Origin of the sequence: Demequina salsinemoris, assembly GCF_000974805.1 — a bacterium.
In the GTDB taxonomy this organism is placed as follows: Bacteria; Actinomycetota; Actinomycetes; order Actinomycetales; family Demequinaceae; genus Demequina; species Demequina salsinemoris.
Window position 1 is genome coordinate 156,862 of sequence record NZ_BBQZ01000003.1, and the last position, 21,398, is coordinate 178,259.

Here is a 21,398-nt window from a genome sequence, read left to right on the forward strand (position 1 = left end):
GGAAGAGTCGAGACCATGACAGTCGGATTCGTCCTCGGTGGCGGCGGGGTGCGCGGCGCCGTCGAGATCGGGATGCTCCAGGCCCTGGTCGAGGCCGGGATCCGCCCCGACCTCATCGTGGGCACGTCGATCGGCGCCATCAACGGAGCGGCCTTCGCGGCCGACCCGACCGAGGCCGTGATCGAACGCCTCGCGGATGCCTGGGGCTCGCCCGCGGCGTCGGCCGTCTACGGTGACTCGTGGATGCGCCAGCTCCAGCGCCTCGCGACCTCGCGCATCCACCTCAACGACCCCGAGCCGCTTCGCGAGCTCATCGCCGCGATGGTGGGTGACGACGCACGCTTCGAGGACCTCGAGATCCCGCTCGCGGTGTGCGCCGCGAGCATCGAGCGCGCGGCCGAGCAGTGGTTCGACTCGGGGCCGCTCATCACCGCCGTGCTCGCCTCGGCGTCGGTTCCCGCGGCTCTGCCCCCCACGTTCGTGAACGGAGAGCACTACGTGGACGGCGGTCTCGTGAACTCGATCCCGCTCGGCGAGGCGATCGCGCGCGGTGCGACCGAGGTCTATGTCCTCCAGGTGGGCCGCATCGAGGAGCCGCTGGCCGCGCCGCGCACCCCCGCGGACGTCGCGAAGGTGTCCTTCGAGATCGCCCGTCGCCACAGGTTCGCCCGGGAGCGCGAGCAGATCCCGGACGACGTGTCGGTGCATGTGCTCCCGTACGGCGGCCCGCACCCCCTGGACTCGCGCCCGGGCTCCTACCGTCGCATGGACGCCACGCATGCCCGCATCGCCGCGGCGTACGAGGCATCGGCCGCCTACCTGGCTCTCGACGGCGAGCGCTGAAGCACGGGAGGATGCCAGCATGAGAGCCGCCGGCAGCCTTCGCCTGCCCCCGATCTGGGTGCGCCGCCTGGTGATCGCCCCTGCGCTCGTGTTCGTCGCGGTCGCTGTGCTGCCGGTCACGGTCATCCTGCTCGCCGTCGTCGCGGGCGTCGTGAGCTGGGCGCTGCCGGGTCGCGGTCGCCTGCTGCGCGTGTTCGCGATGACGGTCTTCTACCTGATGTGGGAGGCGCTCGCGCTCGTGAGCCTGTTCCTGCTGTGGGTCGGGTCGGGCTTCGGGCTGCTGATCAGGCGGCCCGCGTTCCAGGAGGCGCACTACACGCTCACGAGCCGCCTGCTCGCCCTGCTGTTCTGGCAGGTGCGGTGGACGCTGCGGCTCGACATCGTCCACGAGGACCCCGACCTGTACGGCGCGGCGCACGGGCGTCCTGTGATCGTCGTGAGCAGGCACGCCGGTCCCGGGGACTCGTTCGTCATCGTCGAGGCGCTGCTCAACCGCTACTCGCGCGACCCGATGATCGTGCTCAAGGACACCCTCCAGTGGGACCCGGCGATCGATGTCCTGCTGCACCGCATCCCTTCACGGTTCGTCACCCCGCGCCGTCACCGGCGCGCCGGGGCGCCTGGCGGGGCGGAGGCCGTCGGTCAGCTGGCCGCGGGGATGGACGACGACGATGCGGTGCTCATCTTCCCCGAGGGCGCCAATGTCACCCCGCGGCGGCGCGAATCGCGCATCCGCGCGCTGCGCGCCGCCGGGCACGACGCGCTCGCGGACAGGGCCGAGGCCATGCCCAACGTCATGCCGCCGCACGTCGGGGGAGTGATGGCGGCGATGGAGGCGTGCCCCGAGGCGGCCGTGATCGTCGTCGCCCACACGGGACTCGAGGGACTCTCGACCGTGCGCGACGTGTGGCGCGAGCTGCCGATCGACAAGCGCATCACCATGAAGGGCTGGACCGCGATGCCGGAGGAGATCCCCTCGGATGCGGAGCGGCGCACCATGTGGCTCTTCGACTGGTGGGAGCGCGTGGACGGCTGGATCGGACAGAAGGAGGACGAGGTGTCGGATGCGGCGGGCAAGGGGCGCCTCGTCCCTGGACGGATGAGGCTGCTGGACCGTCAGGCGCGCCTGGACTGGACGCTTGTCGCGGTGCAGGCGCTGCTGTTCCTCGGGGTCGGGTTCTGGCCAGCCTCGTGGAGCCCGGACGTGCCGGGCGCTCCGATCGCGGGGCTTGCCGTCGTGCTCGTCGGGGCGGTGGGGCTCGCGGTGTCGGGGTTCCACCTGGGGCGTGCGCTCACTCCGCTGCCGACCCCGAACGGCACGGGGCTGATCGCCAAGGGGCTGTATCGATGGATGAGGCATCCCCTCTACACCTCGGTGGTCGTCATCTGCGCCGGCGTCGCGGTCGCGCGCGGCGAGGTCGTCGTGTGGGGGCTGGTCGCGGCGCTCGCGGTCTTCTTCGAGCTCAAGACGCGACTCGAGGAGTCCTACCTGCTGCGCGAGTACGACGGGTACGCCGACTATGCGGCGAGGACCGGGAAGTTCGTGCCGGGACTCGGGCGGATCCGATAGCGGGGCGATCCGTCCGATACGGTCGAATTCATGTCCGGGAATATCGACCCGGTTCGATGTTCTCATATTGATAATGTCACATTCGGCGACGGTGCATTCAGGAGAATCTCGGGCAATGCGGGCGCGACCAGCGCGAATCTGAGGAAATTGTGCGACATCGAGTGTCGAATATGCTCGAATTCCCGTTTACCAGACAGTAGAATGACTTGACATGGACCCTCGTCGCTCTCGTCTTCTTCTGCACCCCGTCCGCATCCGTGTGTCCCTGGTGCTCGCCCAGTCCGAGATGAACGTCAAGCAGCTCGCCAAGGTGCTCGACGACGTCCCTCAGGCCTCGCTGTACCGGGCGGTCGCCGAGCTGCTCGACGGCGGCATCATCGAGGTGACCCGCGAGGAGCGACGCGGCGGCGCGATCGAGCGCTACTTCCGCGCGAACGAGCAGGAGAGCCTCATCACGCGTCAGGACCTCGGCACTCTCGGCCCCGCCGAGTTCGTCGCCGGCATCGAGGGCCTCAACCGCATGCTCGCCGCAGACGCCTCCCGCTACATCGCGAGCGAGGACTTCGACTGGGTCGCTGACTTCACCCGCATCGCGCGTCAGGTCGGCTACTTCGACGACGAGGAGCGCGCGGAGGTGCAGGGCATGGTGAACGCCCTCATCGAGCGCTTCGAGAAGGCCGCCGAGTACCGCCCGGGTACCAAGCCGTCGCTGCTCAACGTCTCGGCCTTCCCCTACGTGGCGGGATTCCACCACGACGACGAGGACGCCGAGGAGGGCGCGGCCGCCGAGGCGCGCGCCTGACCCTCACCGTCTCTGCGATGCCCGGGCGCGCATCGGCGACGATGCGGCTGCCGTGAGGTTCACACCTCGGGCGCCGCGCCGCCGAGAACCTGGCTCCGCAGCGTCGTGAGCGGCACTGCTCCGTAGCGCAGCACGCGGTCGTGGAAGTCGCGGATGTCGAAGTCCGGCGACTTCTCGGCCTCGGCTCGGATCGCCTGGATCTCGAGGCGGCCCACCATGTAGGCGAGCGCCTGGCCGGGGAGTGAGATGTAGCGATCGACCTCCTGCGCGACGTGCGCAGGATCGATGGGCGAGTGATCCACGACGTACTCGATCGCGCGCTCGCGGCTCCACCCGAACGCGTGGATCCCGGTGTCGACCACGAGCCTGCATGCGCGCATCGAGTCGTTGAGCAGCATCCCCACCCGCGCCATCGGCGTGGAGTACAGCCCCATCTCGTCGGCGAGGCGCTCGGCGTACAGCGCCCATCCCTCGGCGTACGCGGTGTTGAAGAGCTCGCGCTGCACCTTGTGGAGCGAGTCGTCCTCGGCTGCCAGACCCACCTGGAGATGATGCCCGGGCACCGCCTCGTGGAAGGTCAGGCCCTCGAGCTCGTACGTCGACCACGACGAGGGATCGGACGTCTTGACGTAGAACCTCGGCTCCTTGCCGGTCTCGGGATCGGGCGCCGAGTAGTAGCCCATCGCGCCGAAGTCCGTCGCGTTGGCCGTGCACCGTGACCGTGGCAGGACGCGGAACCAGTCGCGTGCGGCGACCTCCGCCCGCGCGAGCGCCGAGGTGGCGTCTGCGATCAGCGCGTCAGCGGAGTCGTAGCGCAGCGACGGATCGTCGCGTAGGCGCGCGTAGATCTCGGAGACGTCGCCCAGGCCGAGCAGCGGACCCGCGATCGTGCGGTACTCGTCCTCGAGCCGGGCGACCTGAGCCAGGCCGAGCTCGTGGAGGTCCTCAGGGGTGCGATCGAGCAGGAGGTTGCCCCAGATGTGCTTGCGATACATGTCGAGGCCGCCGTCGAGGTGCACAAGCCCGGGCCGGTCATCGGGCCTGCCGCGCTCGGCGAGCGCTCGCAGGCGGGCGGCGTATGCGGCAAGGCCAGGCCTCACCTGATCGCGCACCACGGCGATGAGCCGGTTCCTCCACGCGTCGGCGTCGGCGTCGTCGAGGTCGCTCGGCGGCGCCTGTCCGCACAGCCGCTCCTCGGGCCCGGCGGGAGTGGCAAGGTACTCCTCCGCGGTCGCGGCCGTGTCGAGCAGGTGGCGCCGCAACGCGACGCGGCCCTCGTCGGCCGCCGCCCCCGCGACGTCCATGAGCTGATCGAGCATCGTCGGCATCCGGCGCATCTTGGCGAGATAGTCCTCGCCGTGCTCGGCCGTCGCGAGCGGGAACGACGTGATGAACGACATGATGTCCTCCAGCACGCCCATCCGGGGGCTGACGAGCAGCAGCTCGGGCTCCCACGCGTCGAGCAGGGCATTGCTCCGCGCGGTCGTGGACACGACGTCGCGCAGCGCTCGCGCTGCCGGCCCGTCGACCGCGAGCGACTCCGCAGCAGCGGCGATCTCCAGGTATCGACGGTTGCGCTCCTCACGCGCGTGAGGCGAGAGATCGGTCCACTCGCTCAGATTGTCGAGCTTCCCGTCCCACAGGAGCGCGGTCGGGTTGCTCGACGTCGCGTGGTCGTACAGGTCATCGGCGATGCGGTGCAGTGCGGACATGGCTCGACGCTACGCCGATCGAGCGCAGGCCATGTCGATCTCAGGTCTCGAGGCTCGACGGCCTCGTCCGCCACGAGCGCGTGTCGCGGTCGTACTCGGCAGACCTCAGCACGATCGCCAGCTCCTCGGTCGAGGCCGCCAGCGACACGAGGCCCGCGAGCGCGAGCGCCCACACCGGCATCGTCCCCGTCGCCAAGGCGGACCCAGCGACGACCGCCACCGCCACGCCCGTCGCGCGGTTCAGGTGCGTGTGCATGATCGACGCGAGTCGGAAGCGACGCCACGCGACGGCGACGACCGCGAGCCGCGCCGCCGTGACCGCGGCGACCGCACACCACCCCCAGTCCGCGAGCGCCCACGAGACCGAGGCGAGCAGCGCGACGATCGTGCAGACCGTGAAGACCGCGTCCGCGAAGGAGTCGAGCGACGCCCCGCGGTCCGAGGCCGCACCGGCGCGCCGCGCCCACCAGCCGTCCAGCACATCGGTGACGACGCCGAGAACGAAGCAGATCAGCAGCGTCGCCCTTGACTCGGGGGCGATCACAGCCGTCGCCGCGAGGGCCGCGCCGAGCGGGATGCGCGCGATCGACAGCGCGTCGGCGACGCCGGCCCTCGCCCATCTTCCAGCCCCCATGCCTTGAGACTAGGGGCTCGAGGCATGCAGCGTCAGTTGTCCTCGCGGTACGGATCGAGCGCCTGCAGCGCCGCGATCTGCTCCTCGGCATAGCTCTCGTCCGGCGGGGCGACGGGCTCGCCGGCCCCGGCGATCATCGGCACCGCCTCGGTGAGGACGGCCTCCGAGTGCGCGACGTGCTCCTCGGCCGCGAGGCGCACGGCCTCGGCCGCGATCGCCTCCTGCTGGGCGGTGAGCTCGGCAGCCTGCGCGAGGGTGCGCTTCTGCTCGACGGTGGTGCGTCTGCTGACGCGAGCCGTGCGCGCCGCGGGCCAGTGCGGCGTCGGCCGCGCGAGCCTCGCCCCGACGAGCGGCCGGTTCCAGATGGACGCCATCTTGGAGCGCTGCTCGGCGCCCGGCTGCTCGGCGGCGTGCTGGCCGACGGCCCACTGGGCCGCCACGGGACGATGCGCGGGCGCCTCGGTGCGCCGACGCCACTCTCGGCGCTTGTCGCGCAGCTCCTGCTGGCGCTCGAGCGCCATGCGTACCTGGCGCGGCACCGCGAGTCGCGCGACGACCTGCGCGTCCACCGTCGCGAGGGCGACCAGCGCGAGCGCGGAGAACCCGAACGAGACGATCGGCAGCCAACGCATCCCGAAGGTGGACACGATCGTGGCGCCGATGAGCGGTCCGACGGCGGCACCGATGTTCGCGGTGACCATGTACAGGCTCGAGCCGATGTCCGTGCGCCACGGCGTGTGGCGCATCGCCCAGTTGAGCAGGCCCGCGACCAGGACCGCCCACCCCGCCGACACCGAGATCTGGCCCAGCACGGCCGCCCACGGCTGCGCGATCGCGTAGAGCACGTAGGCGAGACCGACGCCCAGGACGCCGAGGCCGACGGTCTGGACCGCGTGCCGTGCGAGGAAGGGACTGATGAGGAGGGTCGACGCGACGCCGACCATGCCTCCGAGCGAGAACAGCAGCGGCACCGCACCCGGCGGCAGCCCCGCTGTGTCGGTGTAGTACGACACGATGTACGTCCACGTGATCGCCATGCCGATCTGCATGCCGAACGTCACGACGAGCACGCGGATGAAGTGCTTGAGCGAGGGGACGTCACCGATCGTGTGAGGTGCGGGCGGCGGCTCGTCGTCGTCGTCCTCGTGCGTGTCCTCGTGCTCGTGTCGCGCGCGCCCCGGCAGCACCAGCGGGAGAGTGACGGTGAGCGCGAGGCCGAGCACGGCCAACGCCCAGAACGGCTGATGCCATCCGACGGTCTCGCCCGCGACGGTGACGAGGGGCGTGCCGATGACGCCTGCCGCGGAGGCTCCGACCATCACCCGAGTCACCGTCATGGCACGCAGGTGGGGCGCGAAGAGGCTCGCGGCGGTCGGTGCGACGACTCCCCAGAACAGTCCATGCGCCGCTGCGGTCACCATGCGTCCGGCCGCGAGCTGCGCGAACGAGTGGGCGGAGGCGGCGATCACGACGCCCGTCGTCCACACCGCGAACGTCGCCGTGAGGGTGGTGCGCTTCGAGAGTCGGCCAGCGAGCATCGTCAGCGGCACGGAGGCGATCACGACGGTGAGGGCGAATGCGGTCGCGAGCAGCCCCACCTGCGCCACCGCGATACCGAGGTCCGCGGCGATCGCCGGGGTCAGCGCGACGATCGCGCCCTCGTTGACCCCAGCCGCGAAGGCCGCGCCGGCCAGCACCAGGAGAGCGGTCATCGCCCTGCGCGGCGACAGCGTCAACGCCTCGAGGGACCGCACCCCGGGTTCGGGCTCGTCGACGACGATCGCCTCGACCGCGCCCGCGACGGGGATCGCGAGCGTGGTCGGCTCCGGGTCGAACGGCTCTGCGGGAGCCGGATGCGCGGGCGCGTCGGAGTGCAGCAGCTCATCGAGCGCGGCCATCTCCAACGTGCGGGTCGTCGCGGACAACGGGGTCTTCCTCTGCGAGGGTCAGGCAGCGGAGGGAGCCGTTGCGTGGGTGTGGCCGGGAGGGTGGCGCGGTGCCGCGAGACGCGGCTCGCCGGGTGCGGATCGCGAGGATCCGCGCAGGAAACGAGGCATTTGATCGTAAGGTTCCCGGCGGCTCGCTGTCGATGCGAAAGGTCCCGGTCGTCCTCGCCGTGGGCGCATCAGGGCATGCGGTCGGGCGGTGCTGTCGCGACCGCGGCCCGGGCCGCGATCACGGCTCCTCGCGGTACGGGTCGAGCGCCTGGAGCGAAGCGATGTGCAGATAGGCGGCGCCCTCGTCGAGGACCTCCGAGGGTGCGCTCGACTCGGCCCGGGCCGTGACCGCGGGGGCGTCGGCATCGTCCTTGGTCATGCTGGGCGCGGAGGCGCTCGTTCCGGGCACCGAGGCGGCGAGCGCGGCATCCGCGTGACGCGCGGCCTGCTGGCCGACGCTCCACGCAGCCGCGATCGAGCGCGGCGCGGTGCGCTCGGTGCGACGGGCCCACTCGTCGCGCCGGTCGCGGAGAGCCTGACGTCGTTCGAGAGCCGTGCGGACGCTGCGCGAGACGCCGAGGCGGTGACGCAGGCGCGGATCCACGGTCGCGACAAGGACGGCGGCGACGCCGGTGAGGGCGAGCGACACGAGGGGAAGCGCGGCGAGGCCGAACGCCCCGAGGACGGCTCCTCCGATGATCGGGCCGACGGCCGCACCCGAGTTGGAGGTCATCATGAAGGTGCTCGCGCCAAGGTCCGTGCGCCACGGGGTGTGGCGCATCGCCCAGTTGAGCAGCGCCGCGACGAGCGCCGCCCAGCCGGCGGCCTGGAAGATCTGCCCGCCGACGGCGCCCCACGCCGTGCCCGTCGCGAGCAACACCCAGGCGATGCCGATGCCGACGACCCCCAGCCCGACGGAGTGGACGGCGCGCCGCGCGAGGTGCGGGCCGATCGCGAGCGTCGATGCGACGCCGAGGACGCCGCCGAGGGCGAACAGCACGGGGAGGGTCGCCTTCGGCATCCCCGCGACGTCCGTGACGTACGACGCGATGTAGGTCCACGTCGCCGACATCGCGACCTGCGCGGTGAAGGTCACGGCGAGCACCCGCGCGAAGTTCCTCATCGAGGGCACGTCGCCGCGGGTGTGCTCCGGCGCCGGGGGCAGGTCGTCGTCGGGGTCGACGGAGTCGTCTCGCACCGGCCGGGGGAGGGTGAGCGCGAGTGCGACCACGAGCACGACTCCGAGCGCGGCGAAGCCCCAGTAGGGCGCCTGCCAGCCCAGATGCTCTCCCGCGATCGTGACGAGCGGGGTGCCGACGACGCCGGCGGCGGCGCCGCCGACCATGATGCGCGTGACCGTCATCGCACGCAGGTGCGGGGCGAACAGGTTCGCCGCGGTCGGGGCGACGAGCGCCCAGAACAGCGCGTGTGCGGCCGCCGAGACGATGCGTCCCCCGGCGAGCTGGGCGAACGATCCGGCGGTCGCGGCGATGGTCACGCCCGTGGTCCACAGGGCGAGGGTCGCGGTGAGCGTGGTGCGCGGCGAGAGCCGCGCGGTGAGCAGGGTGAGCGGCACCGCCGCGACGACGACGGTGAGCGCGAAGGCCGTCGCGAGCAGCCCGACCTGGGCCACGGGGACGCCGAGCCCCGTCGCGATCGAGGGGCTGAGCGCGATGATCGAGGCCTCGTTCGCGCCCGTCGCGAAGGCGCCGGCGGCGAGGACGAGCAGCGCGGCGTGGGCCCGGCGCGGGGAGAGGGTGAGTGCGGCGAGGGAGCGGACCGCGCGCTCGGGCTCGTCGATGACGACGGCCTCGGCACCGCCGACGACCGGGATCGCGGCGGTCGTGGGCTCGGGCTCGATCGACTCGGGACGGGCTCCACGCTGCTCGGGCGCGCGTGCGAGCAGCTCATCGAGCGCGGGCAGCTCAAGCGTGCGGGTGTGGGAGGACAAGGCGGGGCTCCAGGTGCGGGGACGTGAGGCAAGGGGACGAACGTCGCGCCCGCTGGCGGCGGAGGCGGCGTGTGAAGGGCAACGCCGCCCGGCCGGATCGCAAGGGATCCCGATATGGGTTCAACCAGAGGCTCTAGGGTAGGCATTCCCCTGGACATCTGTCGAGGAGCAGGTGACGCGTCTCACAGTTCTCTGCGGGAACTCTCGTCTCCTCCTCAGACGGACGCGAACGTCGCCGGACCGCGCCCGCTACACTTGTCCCACCAGCGTCGACCCGGCCATCACCGGCGAGCTTGCGGAAGAAACCCGGCCACGAGGCGGGGGAGTAGAACCGCACGGGCAGCCCGTCACAGCGTCCGTCCCGTGGAAGCGGGGCACGAGCGGCCGCGATCCGCCTGCACGGCAGGGGAGAGCGGCAAGCGAGGTGGTACCGCGCGAGCGGACCGGTCACGGCCGGGCCCGAGCGTCCTCGCAGAGCGGTCCTGAGGCAACCAGCCCCAGGATCCCCGAGTCGACGCACCACCGAAGACGCCTCACGAAGGCGTCGTCATCCGAAGGAAAGCCTCCACATGGCCGACGCCCGCTATCCGCTGCACCGTCCCGACGCCGAGGTCCCCGCCTCGCCGAGCTTCCCCTCCATCGAGGAGGACGTGCTCGCCTACTGGAAGGCCGACGACACCTTCCAGGCGTCGATCGACAACCGGGCGACGGAAGAGGAGTTCGTCTTCTACGACGGCCCTCCGTTCGCCAACGGACTGCCGCACTACGGCCACCTCCTCACGGGCTACGTCAAGGACGTCGTGCCCCGCTTCGAGACGATGCGCGGCAAGAAGGTCGAGCGCCGCTTCGGCTGGGACACCCACGGCCTTCCTGCCGAGCTCGAGGCCGAGCGCATCCTCGGCATCACCGACAAGTCGCAGATCGAGGAGATGGGCATCGCCCAGTTCAACGACGCCTGCAAGACCTCGGTGCTCAAGTACACGAAGGAGTGGGAGGAGTACGTCACCCGCCAGGCGCGCTGGGTCGACTTCGAGAACGACTACAAGACGCTCGACGTGACCTTCATGGAGTCCGTCATCTGGGGCTTCAAGACCCTGTACGACAAGGGCCTCGCCTACGAGGGCTTCCGTGTCCTCCCGTACTGCTGGCGCGACGAGACGCCGCTGTCCAACCACGAGCTGCGCATGGACGACGACGTCTACGCGATGCGCCAGGACCCCGCGCTCACCGTCACCTTCCCGCTGATCGACGCACCCGGCGACCTCGCGGGCACCGAGCTGGTCGTCTGGACCACGACGCCCTGGACCCTGCCCAGCAACCTCGCCGCCGCCGTCGGCGCCGACATCGACTACGTCATCGTGCGCCCGGTCGAGGGCGCGTTCGCGGGCCGCAAGCTCGTCTTCGCCGCCTCTCGCGTCGGCAGCTACGCGCGCGAGCTCGGCGAGGGCTACGAGACCCTCGCGACCGTTAAGGGAGCCGAGTTCGAGGGCCTCCAGTACACCCCGCCGTTCCCGCACTTCGTGGGAGGCGACAACGCCCACCGTGCCTGGACCGCCGACTTCGTCTCGACCGAGGACGGTACCGGGCTCGTTCACATGGCCCCCTACGGTGAGGACGACCTCGCGCTGCTCGGCGCGAAGGGCGTGCACCCGGTCGAGACCGTCGACGCGAAGGGCCGCTTCACGAGCCTCGTCCCCGAATACCAGGGGATCCAGGTCTTCGAGGCGAACAAGCAGATCATCGCGGACCTCAAGGAGGCCGGCGTCGTCGTCCGCCACGAGACGTACGACCACAGCTACCCGCACTGCTGGCGCTGCCGCAACCCGCTGATCTACAAGCCCGTGAGCTCGTGGTTCATCCGCGTAACCGAGTTCCGCGACCGCATGGTGGGCCTCAACGAGGACATCACGTGGGTGCCCGAGCACATCAAGCACGGGCAGTTCGGCAAGTGGCTCGAGGGCGCGCGCGACTGGTCCGTGTCCCGCAACCGCTACTTCGGCACGCCGATCCCGGTGTGGGTGTCGGACGACCCCGAGCACCCGCGCATCGACGTGTACGGCTCGCTCGCGGAGCTCGAGGCGGACTTCGGCCGTCTCCCGCTCGACGAGAACGGCGAGCCGAACCTGCATCGTCCCTACATCGACGACCTCACGCGCCCCAACCCGGACGACCCGACCGGCGCCTCGACGATGCGCCGCATCCCCGACGTCCTCGATGTGTGGTTCGACTCGGGCTCGATGCCGTTCGCGCAGGTGCACTACCCGTTCGAGAACCGCGAGTGGTTCGACAGCCACAACCCGGCGGACTTCATCGTCGAGTACATCGGCCAGACCCGCGGCTGGTTCTACGTGATGCACACGCTCGCGACGGCGCTGTTCGACCGCCCGGCGTTCACCACGTGCATCTCGCACGGCATCGTCCTGGGCGACGACGGCACCAAGATGTCCAAGTCGCGTCGCAACTACCCGGACGTCAACGAGGTCTTCCACCGCGACGGCTCCGACGCGATGCGCTGGTTCCTCATGGGCTCGCCGATCCTGCGCGGTGGCAACCTCATCGTCACCGAGCAGGGCATCCGCGAGGGCGTCCGCCAGGTGATGCTGCCGCTGTGGTCCACGTACTACTTCTTCACCCTGTACGCGGGCGCGGCCAACAAGGGCGCGGGGCTGCTCGGCAAGAAGGTCATCCCCGAGCGCGTCGCGTCGCTGCCCGTCATGGACCGCTACGTGCTCGCGAAGACCGCGGAGCTCGTCGACACCGTCACCGAGCAGATGGACGCGTTCGACGTGCCCGGAGCCTCCGACGCGCTCGCGCAGTACATGGACCTGCTCACCAACTGGTACGTCCGCACCCAGCGCGACCGCTTCTGGGACGAGGACCGCGACGCGTTCGACACGCTCTACACCGTGCTCGAGACCGTCTCCCGCCTCGCCGCGCCGCTCCTGCCGCTCACGACCGAGGAGGTCTGGCGCGGGCTCACGGGCGAGCGCTCGGTGCACCTCACCGACTACCCGGTCGCCCCGAAGGCCTGGCACGACGACACGCTTGGGGCCACGATGGACCAGGTCCGGGAGGTCGTCTCCTCGGCTCACGCGCTGCGGAAGAAGGAGCAGATCCGCGTGCGTCAGCCGCTGCCCTCGCTCGAGGTCGCCGTGGCGGACCCGGCCGCGCTGGAGTCCTACGCCTCGCTGATCGCATCCGAGCTCAACGTCAAGGCCGTGTCGCTCGTGACAGAGGCCGAGTTCACGGAGGCCAACCCGGTCGAGCGTCGCCTCACCGTCAATGCCCGCGCGGCCGGCCCGCGCATCGGCAAGAACGTCCAGGCCGCGATCAAGGGCTCCAAGACCGGCGACTGGTCCGAGGCGGACGGCGTGGTCACGTCGGGAGGCATCGCGTTGGTCGAGGGCGAGTACGAGCTCGTCACCGTCATCGGCGGGGAAGGGGACGATGCGCTGGTCGCCTCGGTCCTCGCGGGCGGTGGCTTCGTCGCGCTCGACACCGTGCTGACCCCCGAGCTCGAGGCCGAGGGCTTCGCGCGCGACCTGATCCGCGCGATCCAGGACGAGCGCAAGGCCGCGGGCCTCAACGTCGGCGATCGCATCGTCCTCACGCTCACCGTGCCCGCCGAGCGCGTGGCCGCGGTCGAGACGCACCGCGACCTCATCGCGGGCGAGGTGCTCGCGACCGAGGTCGTCGTGACCGAGGGCGATCAGGCGATCGCGGTCGCGAAGGCTTGACGGACCGGATTCTCGACGAGGAGGACGACATGACGGTGCTGATCACGGCGGGCGAGCTCGCCGAGGAGATGGCGAGCGCGCACCCGCCGCTCGTGCTCGATGTGCGGTGGGCGCTCACCCAGCCCGACGGGCGCGCCGAGTTCGAGGCGGGCCACGTCCCGGGCGCGGTCTACGTGGATCTCGAGACCGAGCTGTCGACCCACGGCGAGCCGACCGCCGGCCGCCACCCGCTTCCCTCGCGTGAGCGCCTCGAGAAGGCCGCGCGCGCGTGGGGCCTGAATGACGGCATGCGCGTCGTCGTCATGGACGGCGGGCCGTCCTTCGGTGCGTCCCGTGCCTGGTGGCTCCTGCGTCACGCTGGCGTCGATGTGCGGATCCTCGACGGCGGCTTCCCCGCGTGGGCCGAGCTCGCGCTGCCGATCGAGCAGGGGTCCGCGATGCCGCTGGCCGGCCATGCGACGCTTTCTTGGGGTCACATGCCCGTGATCACCGCGGACGAGGCGGGCGCCTATCAGGGGCTGCTTCTCGATGCGAGGGCTGGCGAGCGGTACCGCGGCGAGGTCGAGCCGATGGACCCCGTCGCCGGTCACATCCCCGGGGCGGTCAACGCGCCCACGACCGAGAACTCCGAGCTCGACGGCCGGTTCAAGCCGGCCGCGGCGCTCACCGCGCGCTTCGCCGAGCTCACGACCGATCCCGGGGCGATCGCGGTGTACTGCGGCTCCGGGGTGACCGCCGCGCACCAGATCGCCGCGATGGAGATCGCGGGCATCACGGATGTCGCCCTCTATCCAGGATCGTGGTCGGCGTGGTCGAACATGGGCCGGCCCGTGGCCACAGGAGAAACGCCCTGAGCCTCGCTCGACGGCGACGTGGCATCTCGTGTCATGATGGTGTCACGACGCGAGATCGGGGGATCTCATGGGGGCAGTACGGCACCGGCACGATGTCATCGGGCCGAGCGACCTGGGCGGCGCGCGACGCCATCCCCGGTCCGACCGCGCGAGGGGATGGGTCGAGAGGATGCCCCGGGTCACCCTGGCGAACCTGTTCGCCGTGACCGGCACCGTGCTCATCGTCGCGGGGCTGCTTGTGCGCTGAGCCCGATGCGCTGAGCCCCGTGGGGACCCGCGCTACAGCGTGCCGGCGAGGATGAGCCGGATCGCCGCCGTCGTGAGCCGCTCGTCGACCTTGTAGCGGCGCCCGTCCAGCGTGTGGAGCGGCCGCAGCAGGAAGCCGGAGTCCGCGAGCCACAGCGCGTCAGCGGTGGCGAGCTCGTCGTGGTGGATGTCGCGGTACTCGCACGTGAGGCCGAGCGACTCGAACGCCTCGAACGCCGCGCGTTGCGCGGTGCCGTGCAGGAGGCCTCCGGTGACCGCGGGCGTGCTGATGACCTCGCCCTGACGGATCAGCAGGGTCGAGCGGGGAGCCTCGAGGACGTACCCGTCCGTGGTGATGAAGAGGACCTCCTCGGCGCCCAGCGTGCGGGCATGCCGCAGCGCGGCCATGTTGACCGAGTAGGACAGCGTCTTGGCGCCGATCGTCAGCCACGGCGCAGTCTCGCCGATGCCGAGCGGGTAGCCGCGCGTCAGGGTCACGGCCGACGTTCCCTCGCGGCGGGCCTCCGTGGGGTCCGGGAAGTCGTAGGCGAGCGCGAAGCCGAGCGGACGGCCCGGGGGTGCCGCGAGCGCATCCTCCTCGCCGCGTGTGTAGACGATCTTGCACAGGGCCGTCACGGGGGTGCGCTCAAGGTTGTCGAGGAGGTCACCGACGGCGAGGGTGATCGCCATGCGGAAGGCCGCGAGGTCGGGGCTCGGCAGGTCCATGAGCCTCGCCGACTGCGCGAGGCGCTCGAGATGGGGCTCCAGGTCGAGCATCCGACCGTGGTGGACGCCGACGGTCTCGAACACGCCGTCGCCGCGGGTCAGGCCGAGATCCGTGGCCGTCGCGATCGGCGTCTCAGGGTCGATCACCCGGGTGCGCTCGGGAGGCATCCCGATCGCCGGAGTGCCGCAGAGGACGAGCGTGCGCATGTGGCTCCCTTCGATTCAGCCAACCTATCGCCTCCTTGCCGCTGCGTGGGAGGATGGCGAGGGGAAAGGGGTGTCGATGACATCACAGGCGGGATGGCGCATCGTCCATGGCCGAGCGCGCTACTGGGACGGCGACCAGTGGGTCGGAGGCGACTTCGACCCCGAGACCATCTCGTCGCAGATGCTCGCCAAGGAGGCGGGATCCGCCGCGCCCTCCGTCGCGTCCACCTACCAGCCCGCCGCGCCGTCCTCACCATACGGCGGCATGGCAGCGGCGCCAGCACCCACACCGACAGCGCCTCCGCGCCCGCCTCAGGGATCAACCGGGGCGCGTCCCGCGCCGGTGGCATACCCCGATCCCACGTCCCCGCAATGGATGGCGGACCTTGTCCAGGGCAGGCTCCCCGGGACGACGTCCCCGGGGGCGCGCCCGGCTCCTCCCGCATCGTCCTCGCCGTCCTCCGGGGCGGCCGGATCGCCCACCGCGATGCCACGCGCCCCGCTGGGGGCCAACCCTCCCCAGACGCCCGCGTCTCAGGCTGACGCGGGGCGCAAGGTGAAGCGCCTGATCGGCTTCATCGTGGGCGGCTGGATCCTCATCCAGATCCTGGGCGGGCTGCTCGGCCAGCTCGACTGAGACCTCCCCGGTGACGACGCGGTGACCACCGCGATCACGGGGCCTCCTCGACGCGCGAAAAGGTTGCTGTAGCAGGGGAGATGAAGGCGCGCTCGGTGTCGTCGAAAATCGCTCCCGAGAATGGTCATGAGCATGCCTTCTCGTGCCTCAGAATTGCTCGGTGACCAACGCAGGTTTCCCCCAGATCAGCCTCTCCGAGGCCGAGCGCGAGATCGACGCGCACATCTTCGCCCGCCACCCCGAGGCCGACCACGAGGCCAAGCTTCTGCGCGTCTCCGAGGCGCTCGCCATGCTCGGTGATCCGCAGCGCGCGCTGCGGATCGTGCACGTCACCGGCACCAACGGGAAGACCTCCACGAGCCGCATGATCGAGTCGCTCCTGCGCGCCTCCGGGCTGCGCACGGGCCTCTACACCTCGCCGCATCTCACGACCTTGCGCGAGCGGATCCAGATCGACGGCCGCCCGCTCCCGCAGGAGGACCTCATCCGTCTGTGGCAGCGCGTCGCCCCCGCGATCCACGCGGTCGATGCCGGCTCCCTCCAGCGCGGCGGTCCTCGCATGAGCTTCTTCGAGGTCCTCACGGTCCTCGGCTTCACCGCGTACGCCGACGCCGCCGTGGACGTCGCGGTGATCGAGGTAGGCATCGGCGGTCGCCGCGACGCGACCAACGTGGGCGACGGCCGCGTGGCCGTCCTCACCCCGATGGCGCTCGACCACGACGGCTACTTCACCGGAGGGCTGCCAGGCGTCGCGTCGGAGAAGTGCGGCATCATCAAGCCCGGCGCCGCCGTGATCTCCGCGATGCAGAAGGACGAGGCCGCGGAGATCATCACCGCTGCCGCGGCTGATCGCGGAGCCTCCGTGTTCTGGGAAGGCGCGCACATGAGCGTTGAGGCGCGACGCGTCGCGCCTGGCGGGCAGATCGTCACGCTGCGCACCGCCGCGGCCACCTACGAGGACATCCATGTCCCGCTGCACGGGGACTTCCAGGCGCAGAACGCGCTCACGGCGCTCGCCGCGGTCGAGGTCGCTCTCGGCGATGGGATCCCTCGCTCGCTCGACCCCGACGTCGTCGCCCGAGGGTTCGCGGCCGCCACCTCGCCGGGTCGGCTCGAGGTCATCGCCGCCGACCCGATCGTCGTCGGCGACGCCGCCCACAACCCGCACGGCATCGAGGCTCTCGCGCGTTCCCTGCACGAGGCGTTCGGGCTCACCAAGGTCATCGGCGTGGTCGCGGTCCTGGGGGACAAGGACTACGTCGGCATCCTCGACGGGCTCGCGCCGATCCTGGACCACGCGGTGGTGACCCGCACCGAGTCGCGCCGCGCCCTCGCGATCGACACGCTCGCCGCTCAGGCGCGGGCGTCGATGGGGCAGGAGCGCGTGACCGTCGCGCCCGACGTTGCCACCGCGCTCGCGGAGGCGCGCGCGCTCGCCGCCGCTCACGGGGAGGGGACGGGAGTGCTCGTCGCGGGGTCCATCACGCTCGTGGGCGAGGCCCGCCGCGAGCTCGCGGCGCAGGCGATGGCGCCGGTCACAGAGGCGACGCTGCCGCTCGCTCGCGGAGTGCAGCACGGCGCGTCGGACGGCAGCGCGGAGCCGCAGCCGGCCTGACGCTCGGGTCCGCGTCGAGCAGCACGGAGCGGACCCGCGACGCTAGGACAGGTCCTCGCCCTGCCCGCACGTGCCGGGGCTCGCGCCGCTCGTCGCGTCGTATTGGAAGCCCGATCCGGCGGAGGACAGCACGAAGACGCAGAAGCCCACGGCGTCGCCGCTGGCCCCTCCCAGGGTCACGTCGGTGGGCAGCTCGAGCGTCTCGGACCAGCCCCCGTCGTAGCTGAGGGTGACTGTTCCGTCGGCGGCCTGCGACAGTTGAGGCAGTCCGCCGGACGGGTTCTCCACGAGGCCGCTTGCGATGGCCACGCCCAGCTTCGCGGCCGCCGCCTGCGCCTCCGCGTCGCTCGCCTTGTGCTGCTGGTTCATGAAGATCGGGATGGAGATCGCTGCCAGGATCCCGATGACGACGAAGCCGGCGACGATGATGCCGAGCACTATCAGGACCCTGGCCCCCGTGGTCATGCCCGTGCGGGGCGCGCCGGTCGCGACGGCGACGGCCGCCGGCGCGAGGGTCGGGGCGGGCGCGACATGCTCCGTCCATGCGCCACCGTCCCAGTAGCGCACCGTCCCCGGCGCGCTCGGGTCGGCATACCAGCCTGCGGGCGCGGCCTGCCCCATGGGATCCCCCTATCCCGTCCGACCCCCGCGGACGGTGCGCCCAGGCTAGCGGCCCGACCGTGAGGTGCGCCAGGGCCTGCGACGTGTCAGCCGCAGCGGCCCTCTGACGGAGTCGTTCCCGGTTCTCCCTGGTAGGAGACCCCGCTGCTGGCAGTGACCCACACGCACCAGTCGCTGCCGTCGGTTCCCGAGAAGCCCCCGAAGGCGACGCCCTCGGACATCCCGACCGACGTGGTGTCGCCCGACGCGCCCTCGATGAGGTAGGCCGACCCATCGGAGGTGATCGTCGGCAGCTCGCCCGACCCGTCGGCGGACAGGTACACGGTGAGCGCGGTCTGGAGCTGTTGCACGTCGCTCCTCGCGGCCGTGTCGCCGGCGTCATCGACCGCGCCGGTCATCTGCGCGCCCGCGTCCTCGACATCGGTCGCGAGGGACGACATCCAGTACCAGGCCCCGACCGCGATCGCGGCGACGACGACCAGCAGGAGCAGGACGACGAGGAACCGCCGTGATCCGCTCGCTCCCGACCGGCCCGGCGTCGGCGCCGACGGCGCGGCGACCCATGACCCCGTGGAGACGCCGGCGGGAGGCGTCGTCGTGTCGGAGACTTCGGGACCGGGGGAGGGGTCGCCTTCCGGCGTGAACGATTCAGGCTCGGGCTCGAACGTCCCGGGCGCGGGCTTCGCGGTCGGGGCCTCCGGTTCCGGCGCGGCCGCGTCAGGCTCGGAGGGCATCCCGGCCGGCGGGGGCGGCTCGGGTCCGTCGAGCGGCGCGGTGTGCTCGGTCCACTGGCTGCCGTCCCACCACCTTGCCAGGCCGGGCGTGGAGGAATCCTGGTACCAGCCCGCCTCGGGCGTCGTCGACGTCATGTCGCCCCCTCAGCCGTCGTTCCTGGACGATGCGGCCAGACTAAGCCGACGCGTCCCGGTCGCGCCAGAGATCGCCACGCGGAACAGCGCTCCGCCCATGGGAGACTGGTGGACATGACAGACCTGGACCTCGGCGGACTGTCGCTCGACGAAGCCGAGCGCGAGATCTACGCCCACATCATCTCCCGCAACCCCGAGCACCGCTTCGAGCCCACCACGGACCGCGTGCGCGCGGCGTGCGAGGCCCTCGGCGATCCTCAGAGCTCGTTCCGCGTCGTGCACCTCACGGGCACGAACGGCAAGACCTCGACGGCGCGCATGACCGAGTCGCTCATCCGCGAGCACGGCCTGCGCACGGGACTGTTCACGTCTCCGCACCTCACGAGCGTGCGCGAGCGCATCCAGATCGACGGCGAGCCGATCTCCCAGGAGGACTTCGTCCGCCTGTGGACGGACGTCGCGCCGATCATCCACCTGGTCGACGCCCGCTCGCAGCAGGAGGGCGGCCCGCGCCTGAGCTTCTTCGAGGTGCTCGTGGTCCTCGCGTACGCGGCCTTCGCGGACGCCCCGGTCGACGTCGCCGTGATCGAGGTCGGCATGGGCGGCGTGTGGGACGCGACCAACGTCGCCGATGCGGACGTCGCCGTGATCGGCCCGGTCGCCATGGACCACCAGGACTACCTCGGCGACAGCCTCGTGGACATCGCCGCGGAGAAGTCCGGGATCATCAAGGACGGGTCCGTCGCCGTCATCGCCGAGCAGTCCGAGCCGGTCGTCCCCGTGCTGCGCGCGGCCGCCGACGAGCGTGCCGCATCGTCCCTGTGGGAGGGCGACCAGATCGAGGTCGTGGACCGCCAGCCCGGAGTCGGCGGCCAGCTCGTGACCCTGCGCACGCCCGCCGCGACCTACGCCGAGATCTTCGTGCCGCTGTACGGCGCGCACCAGGCGCACAACGCGCTGCTCGCGCTCGCGGCGGTCGAGGCGCTCATGGCCGGCGGGGGAGAGCCCCGTGCGCTCGTGGGCGAGATCGTCGAGGCGGGCTTCGCGGGCGTCTCCTCGCCAGGTCGCCTCGAGGCCGTGCGCACGTCCCCGATGATCCTCGTCGACAGCGCGCACAACCCGCACGGCGTGGACGCCCTGGTCGACGCGCTCGAGGAGTCCTTCACGTTCGAGGCGCTCGTCGGCGTCGTCGGCGTCCTCCAGGACAAGGACGCCGAGGGGATCCTCGGCGGTCTCGAGCCCGCGCTCGACCACATCGTCATCACCGCATCGTCCTCGCCCCGCGCGATCCCGGCCGACGAGCTCGGAGAGCTCGCGATCGAGGTGTTCGGAGAGGACAGGGTGACGATCGAGCCGAAGCTGCCCGACGCGATCGACGCCGCGGTGCAGCGTGCCGAGCGCGACCACGACATGGGCGCGGGAGTCATCGTCGTCGGGTCCGTGACGCTCGTCGCGGACGCGCGCATCCTGCTCGACGCGGACAAGCGCAAGGGGGCGGGCCAGGCCCGATGAGCGACACCCGACCACGGGGCCAGCGCCCCGCGACACTCGTGTTCACCCAGACCGTCCTCGCGCTCCAGGCGTTCGTGGCGCTGTTCTCCGCGCTCACCGTCTTCGGCCTGGCCAAGGCCGGCACGCTGTCCGATCACTCGTACGGCGTGATCCTGGGCCTCCTGCTGGGCGGCTTCGCGCTCATGGTGCTGCTCCTGCTCGCCTCGGGCGTCCAGCAGCGGCCCTGGGGACGATGGCTCGGGTGGCTGCTGCAGGTCCCGATGCTGGTCGCGGGAATCGTCGTTCCGGCGATCGCGGCGCTCGGAGCCGTGTTCCTCGTGCTGTGGATCACGGCGCTGCGGCTCGGCGGTCGCATCGACCGCGAGCGCGCGGAGCGCGCCGACGTGGCGGCAGCCACGATGACCGAGCCCGGCGGCGACGTCACCGAGGGAGGTCAGGCATGAGCGTGTCACGCCTGCTGTGGACGATGGGCGGGCTGCTCGTCACGGGCACGATCGGCATGTCGATGATGTTCTGGGCGCTCGAGCGCACCGTCCTGCTGACGTTCGCCGACGGCGCCCACAGCGACCCGCCCGACCACATCTACATCATCATGTTCGTCGGACTGTCGCTCATGAACCTGTCGGGCTTCTACGCGATGCTGCGGTGGTCGCGCTTCCTCCAGGAGAACCCGGACACGAAGCAGGCGCCGATGTGGCTGCTCGGCTCGATCAGCGCGCTCGCCGTCGCTGCGCTCGTGACCGCGGTCGCGACGCATGCCGCGTACGTGCGCTCGCTCGACTCGATCCCCGTGGATCCCAACCAGGGCTATGTGGCGTTCCTGGTCGTGATGGGGATGCTCGTGGGAGTGAGCATCGTGCTCGCGGCCGTCCGGTGGGCACCCGGCTACAAGCAGCGCGCCGTCGTCGACGCCTGAAGCGCGAGG

Annotated in this window: 18 protein-coding genes; 11 read left to right on the forward strand and 7 right to left on the reverse strand. The window is 71.3% G+C overall.

Going from position 1 to position 21,398, the window contains the following annotated elements; translation table 11 throughout:
- Positions 1-15: 15 nt before the first annotated feature.
- The 3 genes from AOP78_RS07710 (at position 16) to AOP78_RS07720 (ending at position 3,215) form a co-directional block, all read left to right on the forward strand.
- Positions 16-843: a patatin-like phospholipase family protein gene (locus tag AOP78_RS07710; protein WP_062202899.1), complete on the forward strand. Its 828-nt coding sequence runs from the start codon at positions 16-18 to the stop codon at positions 841-843.
- A 19-nt stretch (positions 844-862) separates the two neighbouring features.
- The gene (locus AOP78_RS07715; RefSeq protein WP_083979929.1) at positions 863-2,413 is read left to right on the forward strand and encodes a 1-acyl-sn-glycerol-3-phosphate acyltransferase; all 1,551 of its coding nucleotides are present in this window, start codon (positions 863-865) and stop codon (positions 2,411-2,413) included.
- A 211-nt stretch (positions 2,414-2,624) separates the two neighbouring features.
- Entirely contained in the window at positions 2,625-3,215 is a 591-nt protein-coding gene (locus AOP78_RS07720; protein ID WP_062202900.1) for a helix-turn-helix domain-containing protein, read from the forward strand.
- 59 nt (positions 3,216-3,274) lie between these two features.
- Here AOP78_RS07720 and AOP78_RS07725 read toward each other — a convergent pair whose 3' ends face one another.
- The 4 genes from AOP78_RS07725 to AOP78_RS07740 all read right to left on the reverse strand — a co-directional run bounded on the left by AOP78_RS07725 (position 3,275) and on the right by AOP78_RS07740 (position 9,449).
- Positions 3,275-4,927 carry a DUF885 domain-containing protein gene (locus AOP78_RS07725; protein ID WP_062202901.1) on the reverse strand — a complete coding sequence of 551 codons (1,653 nt, stop codon included), beginning with the start codon at positions 4,925-4,927 and terminating at the stop codon, positions 3,275-3,277.
- A 40-nt stretch (positions 4,928-4,967) separates the two neighbouring features.
- Positions 4,968-5,561, reverse strand: a complete 594-nt coding sequence (locus tag AOP78_RS07730; protein ID WP_062202902.1) for a CDP-alcohol phosphatidyltransferase family protein — start codon at positions 5,559-5,561, stop codon at positions 4,968-4,970.
- 32 nt (positions 5,562-5,593) lie between these two features.
- The gene (locus AOP78_RS07735) at positions 5,594-7,486 is read right to left on the reverse strand and encodes an MFS transporter (protein WP_152659455.1); all 1,893 of its coding nucleotides are present in this window, start codon (positions 7,484-7,486) and stop codon (positions 5,594-5,596) included.
- Between the two features lie 250 nt (positions 7,487-7,736).
- Positions 7,737-9,449: an MFS transporter gene (locus tag AOP78_RS07740; protein WP_062202904.1), complete on the reverse strand. Its 1,713-nt coding sequence runs from the start codon at positions 9,447-9,449 to the stop codon at positions 7,737-7,739.
- Between the two features lie 569 nt (positions 9,450-10,018).
- Here AOP78_RS07740 and ileS point away from each other — a divergent pair.
- From ileS to AOP78_RS07755, 3 genes are all read left to right on the forward strand, one after another.
- On the forward strand, positions 10,019-13,186 hold the full coding sequence (ileS, locus tag AOP78_RS07745) for an isoleucine--tRNA ligase (RefSeq protein WP_062202905.1): 3,168 nt from the start codon (positions 10,019-10,021) through the stop codon (positions 13,184-13,186).
- A 29-nt stretch (positions 13,187-13,215) separates the two neighbouring features.
- On the forward strand, positions 13,216-14,040 hold the full coding sequence (locus tag AOP78_RS07750) for a sulfurtransferase (RefSeq protein ID WP_066730244.1): 825 nt from the start codon (positions 13,216-13,218) through the stop codon (positions 14,038-14,040).
- A 67-nt stretch (positions 14,041-14,107) separates the two neighbouring features.
- Entirely contained in the window at positions 14,108-14,287 is a 180-nt protein-coding gene (locus AOP78_RS07755; RefSeq protein ID WP_062202906.1) for a hypothetical protein, read from the forward strand.
- A 32-nt stretch (positions 14,288-14,319) separates the two neighbouring features.
- Here the strand turns inward: AOP78_RS07755 and AOP78_RS07760 are convergent, their stop codons facing one another.
- The gene (locus AOP78_RS07760) at positions 14,320-15,219 is read right to left on the reverse strand and encodes an aminotransferase class IV (RefSeq protein WP_062202908.1); all 900 of its coding nucleotides are present in this window, start codon (positions 15,217-15,219) and stop codon (positions 14,320-14,322) included.
- A gap of 76 nt (positions 15,220-15,295) precedes the next feature.
- Here AOP78_RS07760 and AOP78_RS07765 point away from each other — a divergent pair, with 76 nt between their 5' ends.
- Both AOP78_RS07765 and AOP78_RS07770 read left to right on the forward strand, forming a co-directional pair.
- Positions 15,296-15,856, forward strand: a complete 561-nt coding sequence (locus tag AOP78_RS07765) for a hypothetical protein (protein ID WP_152659456.1) — start codon at positions 15,296-15,298, stop codon at positions 15,854-15,856.
- Between the two features lie 160 nt (positions 15,857-16,016).
- The gene (locus AOP78_RS07770; protein ID WP_152659457.1) at positions 16,017-17,471 is read left to right on the forward strand and encodes a bifunctional folylpolyglutamate synthase/dihydrofolate synthase; all 1,455 of its coding nucleotides are present in this window, start codon (positions 16,017-16,019) and stop codon (positions 17,469-17,471) included.
- A gap of 42 nt (positions 17,472-17,513) precedes the next feature.
- On the opposite strand, the gene AOP78_RS15415 is transcribed toward AOP78_RS07770, so the two are convergent.
- A complete protein-coding gene (locus AOP78_RS15415) occupies positions 17,514-18,092 on the reverse strand; it encodes a DUF2510 domain-containing protein (protein ID WP_062202912.1) in 579 nt (192 codons plus the stop codon).
- A gap of 86 nt (positions 18,093-18,178) precedes the next feature.
- Positions 18,179-18,961 carry a DUF2510 domain-containing protein gene (locus AOP78_RS07780; protein WP_062202914.1) on the reverse strand — a complete coding sequence of 261 codons (783 nt, stop codon included), beginning with the start codon at positions 18,959-18,961 and terminating at the stop codon, positions 18,179-18,181.
- A 114-nt stretch (positions 18,962-19,075) separates the two neighbouring features.
- Here AOP78_RS07780 and AOP78_RS07785 point away from each other — a divergent pair, with 114 nt between their 5' ends.
- Genes AOP78_RS07785 through AOP78_RS07795 form a run of 3 tightly spaced genes read left to right on the forward strand, consistent with a single transcriptional unit; the run spans position 19,076 to position 21,389 of the window.
- Complete coding sequence (locus tag AOP78_RS07785) at positions 19,076-20,473, forward strand: bifunctional folylpolyglutamate synthase/dihydrofolate synthase (RefSeq protein WP_062203268.1); 1,398 nt, start codon at positions 19,076-19,078, stop codon at positions 20,471-20,473.
- Positions 20,470-20,916, forward strand: coding sequence for a DUF4233 domain-containing protein (locus tag AOP78_RS07790; protein WP_083979932.1), 447 nt, complete (start codon positions 20,470-20,472; stop codon positions 20,914-20,916). Before AOP78_RS07785 ends, AOP78_RS07790 begins: the two co-directional genes overlap by 4 nt.
- Positions 20,913-21,389, forward strand: coding sequence for a hypothetical protein (locus AOP78_RS07795; RefSeq protein WP_062202918.1), 477 nt, complete (start codon positions 20,913-20,915; stop codon positions 21,387-21,389). The genes AOP78_RS07790 and AOP78_RS07795 overlap by 4 nt, the downstream gene beginning before the upstream one ends.
- Positions 21,390-21,398: the final 9 nt, after the last annotated feature.

What these genes read in the sequence shown, in the direction of transcription:
- AOP78_RS07710 (WP_062202899.1), top strand. Translation starts at nt 16, where the DNA reads ATGACAGTCGGATTCGTCCTCGGTGGCGGCGGGGTGCGCGGCGCCGTC.
- AOP78_RS07715 (WP_083979929.1), top strand. Translation starts at nt 863, where the DNA reads ATGAGAGCCGCCGGCAGCCTTCGCCTGCCCCCGATCTGGGTGCGCCGC.
- AOP78_RS07720 (WP_062202900.1), top strand. Translation starts at nt 2,625, where the DNA reads ATGGACCCTCGTCGCTCTCGTCTTCTTCTGCACCCCGTCCGCATCCGT.
- AOP78_RS07725 (WP_062202901.1), bottom strand. Translation starts at nt 4,927, where the DNA reads ATGTCCGCACTGCACCGCATCGCCGATGACCTGTACGACCACGCGACG.
- AOP78_RS07730 (WP_062202902.1), bottom strand. Translation starts at nt 5,561, where the DNA reads ATGGGGGCTGGAAGATGGGCGAGGGCCGGCGTCGCCGACGCGCTGTCG.
- ileS (WP_062202905.1), top strand. Translation starts at nt 10,019, where the DNA reads ATGGCCGACGCCCGCTATCCGCTGCACCGTCCCGACGCCGAGGTCCCC.
- AOP78_RS07750 (WP_066730244.1), top strand. Translation starts at nt 13,216, where the DNA reads ATGACGGTGCTGATCACGGCGGGCGAGCTCGCCGAGGAGATGGCGAGC.
- AOP78_RS07755 (WP_062202906.1), top strand. Translation starts at nt 14,108, where the DNA reads ATGGGGGCAGTACGGCACCGGCACGATGTCATCGGGCCGAGCGACCTG.
- AOP78_RS07760 (WP_062202908.1), bottom strand. Translation starts at nt 15,219, where the DNA reads ATGCGCACGCTCGTCCTCTGCGGCACTCCGGCGATCGGGATGCCTCCC.
- AOP78_RS07765 (WP_152659456.1), top strand. Translation starts at nt 15,296, where the DNA reads ATGACATCACAGGCGGGATGGCGCATCGTCCATGGCCGAGCGCGCTAC.
- AOP78_RS15415 (WP_062202912.1), bottom strand. Translation starts at nt 18,092, where the DNA reads ATGGGGCAGGCCGCGCCCGCAGGCTGGTATGCCGACCCGAGCGCGCCG.
- AOP78_RS07780 (WP_062202914.1), bottom strand. Translation starts at nt 18,961, where the DNA reads ATGACGTCGACGACGCCCGAGGCGGGCTGGTACCAGGATTCCTCCACG.
- AOP78_RS07785 (WP_062203268.1), top strand. Translation starts at nt 19,076, where the DNA reads ATGACAGACCTGGACCTCGGCGGACTGTCGCTCGACGAAGCCGAGCGC.
- AOP78_RS07790 (WP_083979932.1), top strand. Translation starts at nt 20,470, where the DNA reads ATGAGCGACACCCGACCACGGGGCCAGCGCCCCGCGACACTCGTGTTC.
- AOP78_RS07795 (WP_062202918.1), top strand. Translation starts at nt 20,913, where the DNA reads ATGAGCGTGTCACGCCTGCTGTGGACGATGGGCGGGCTGCTCGTCACG.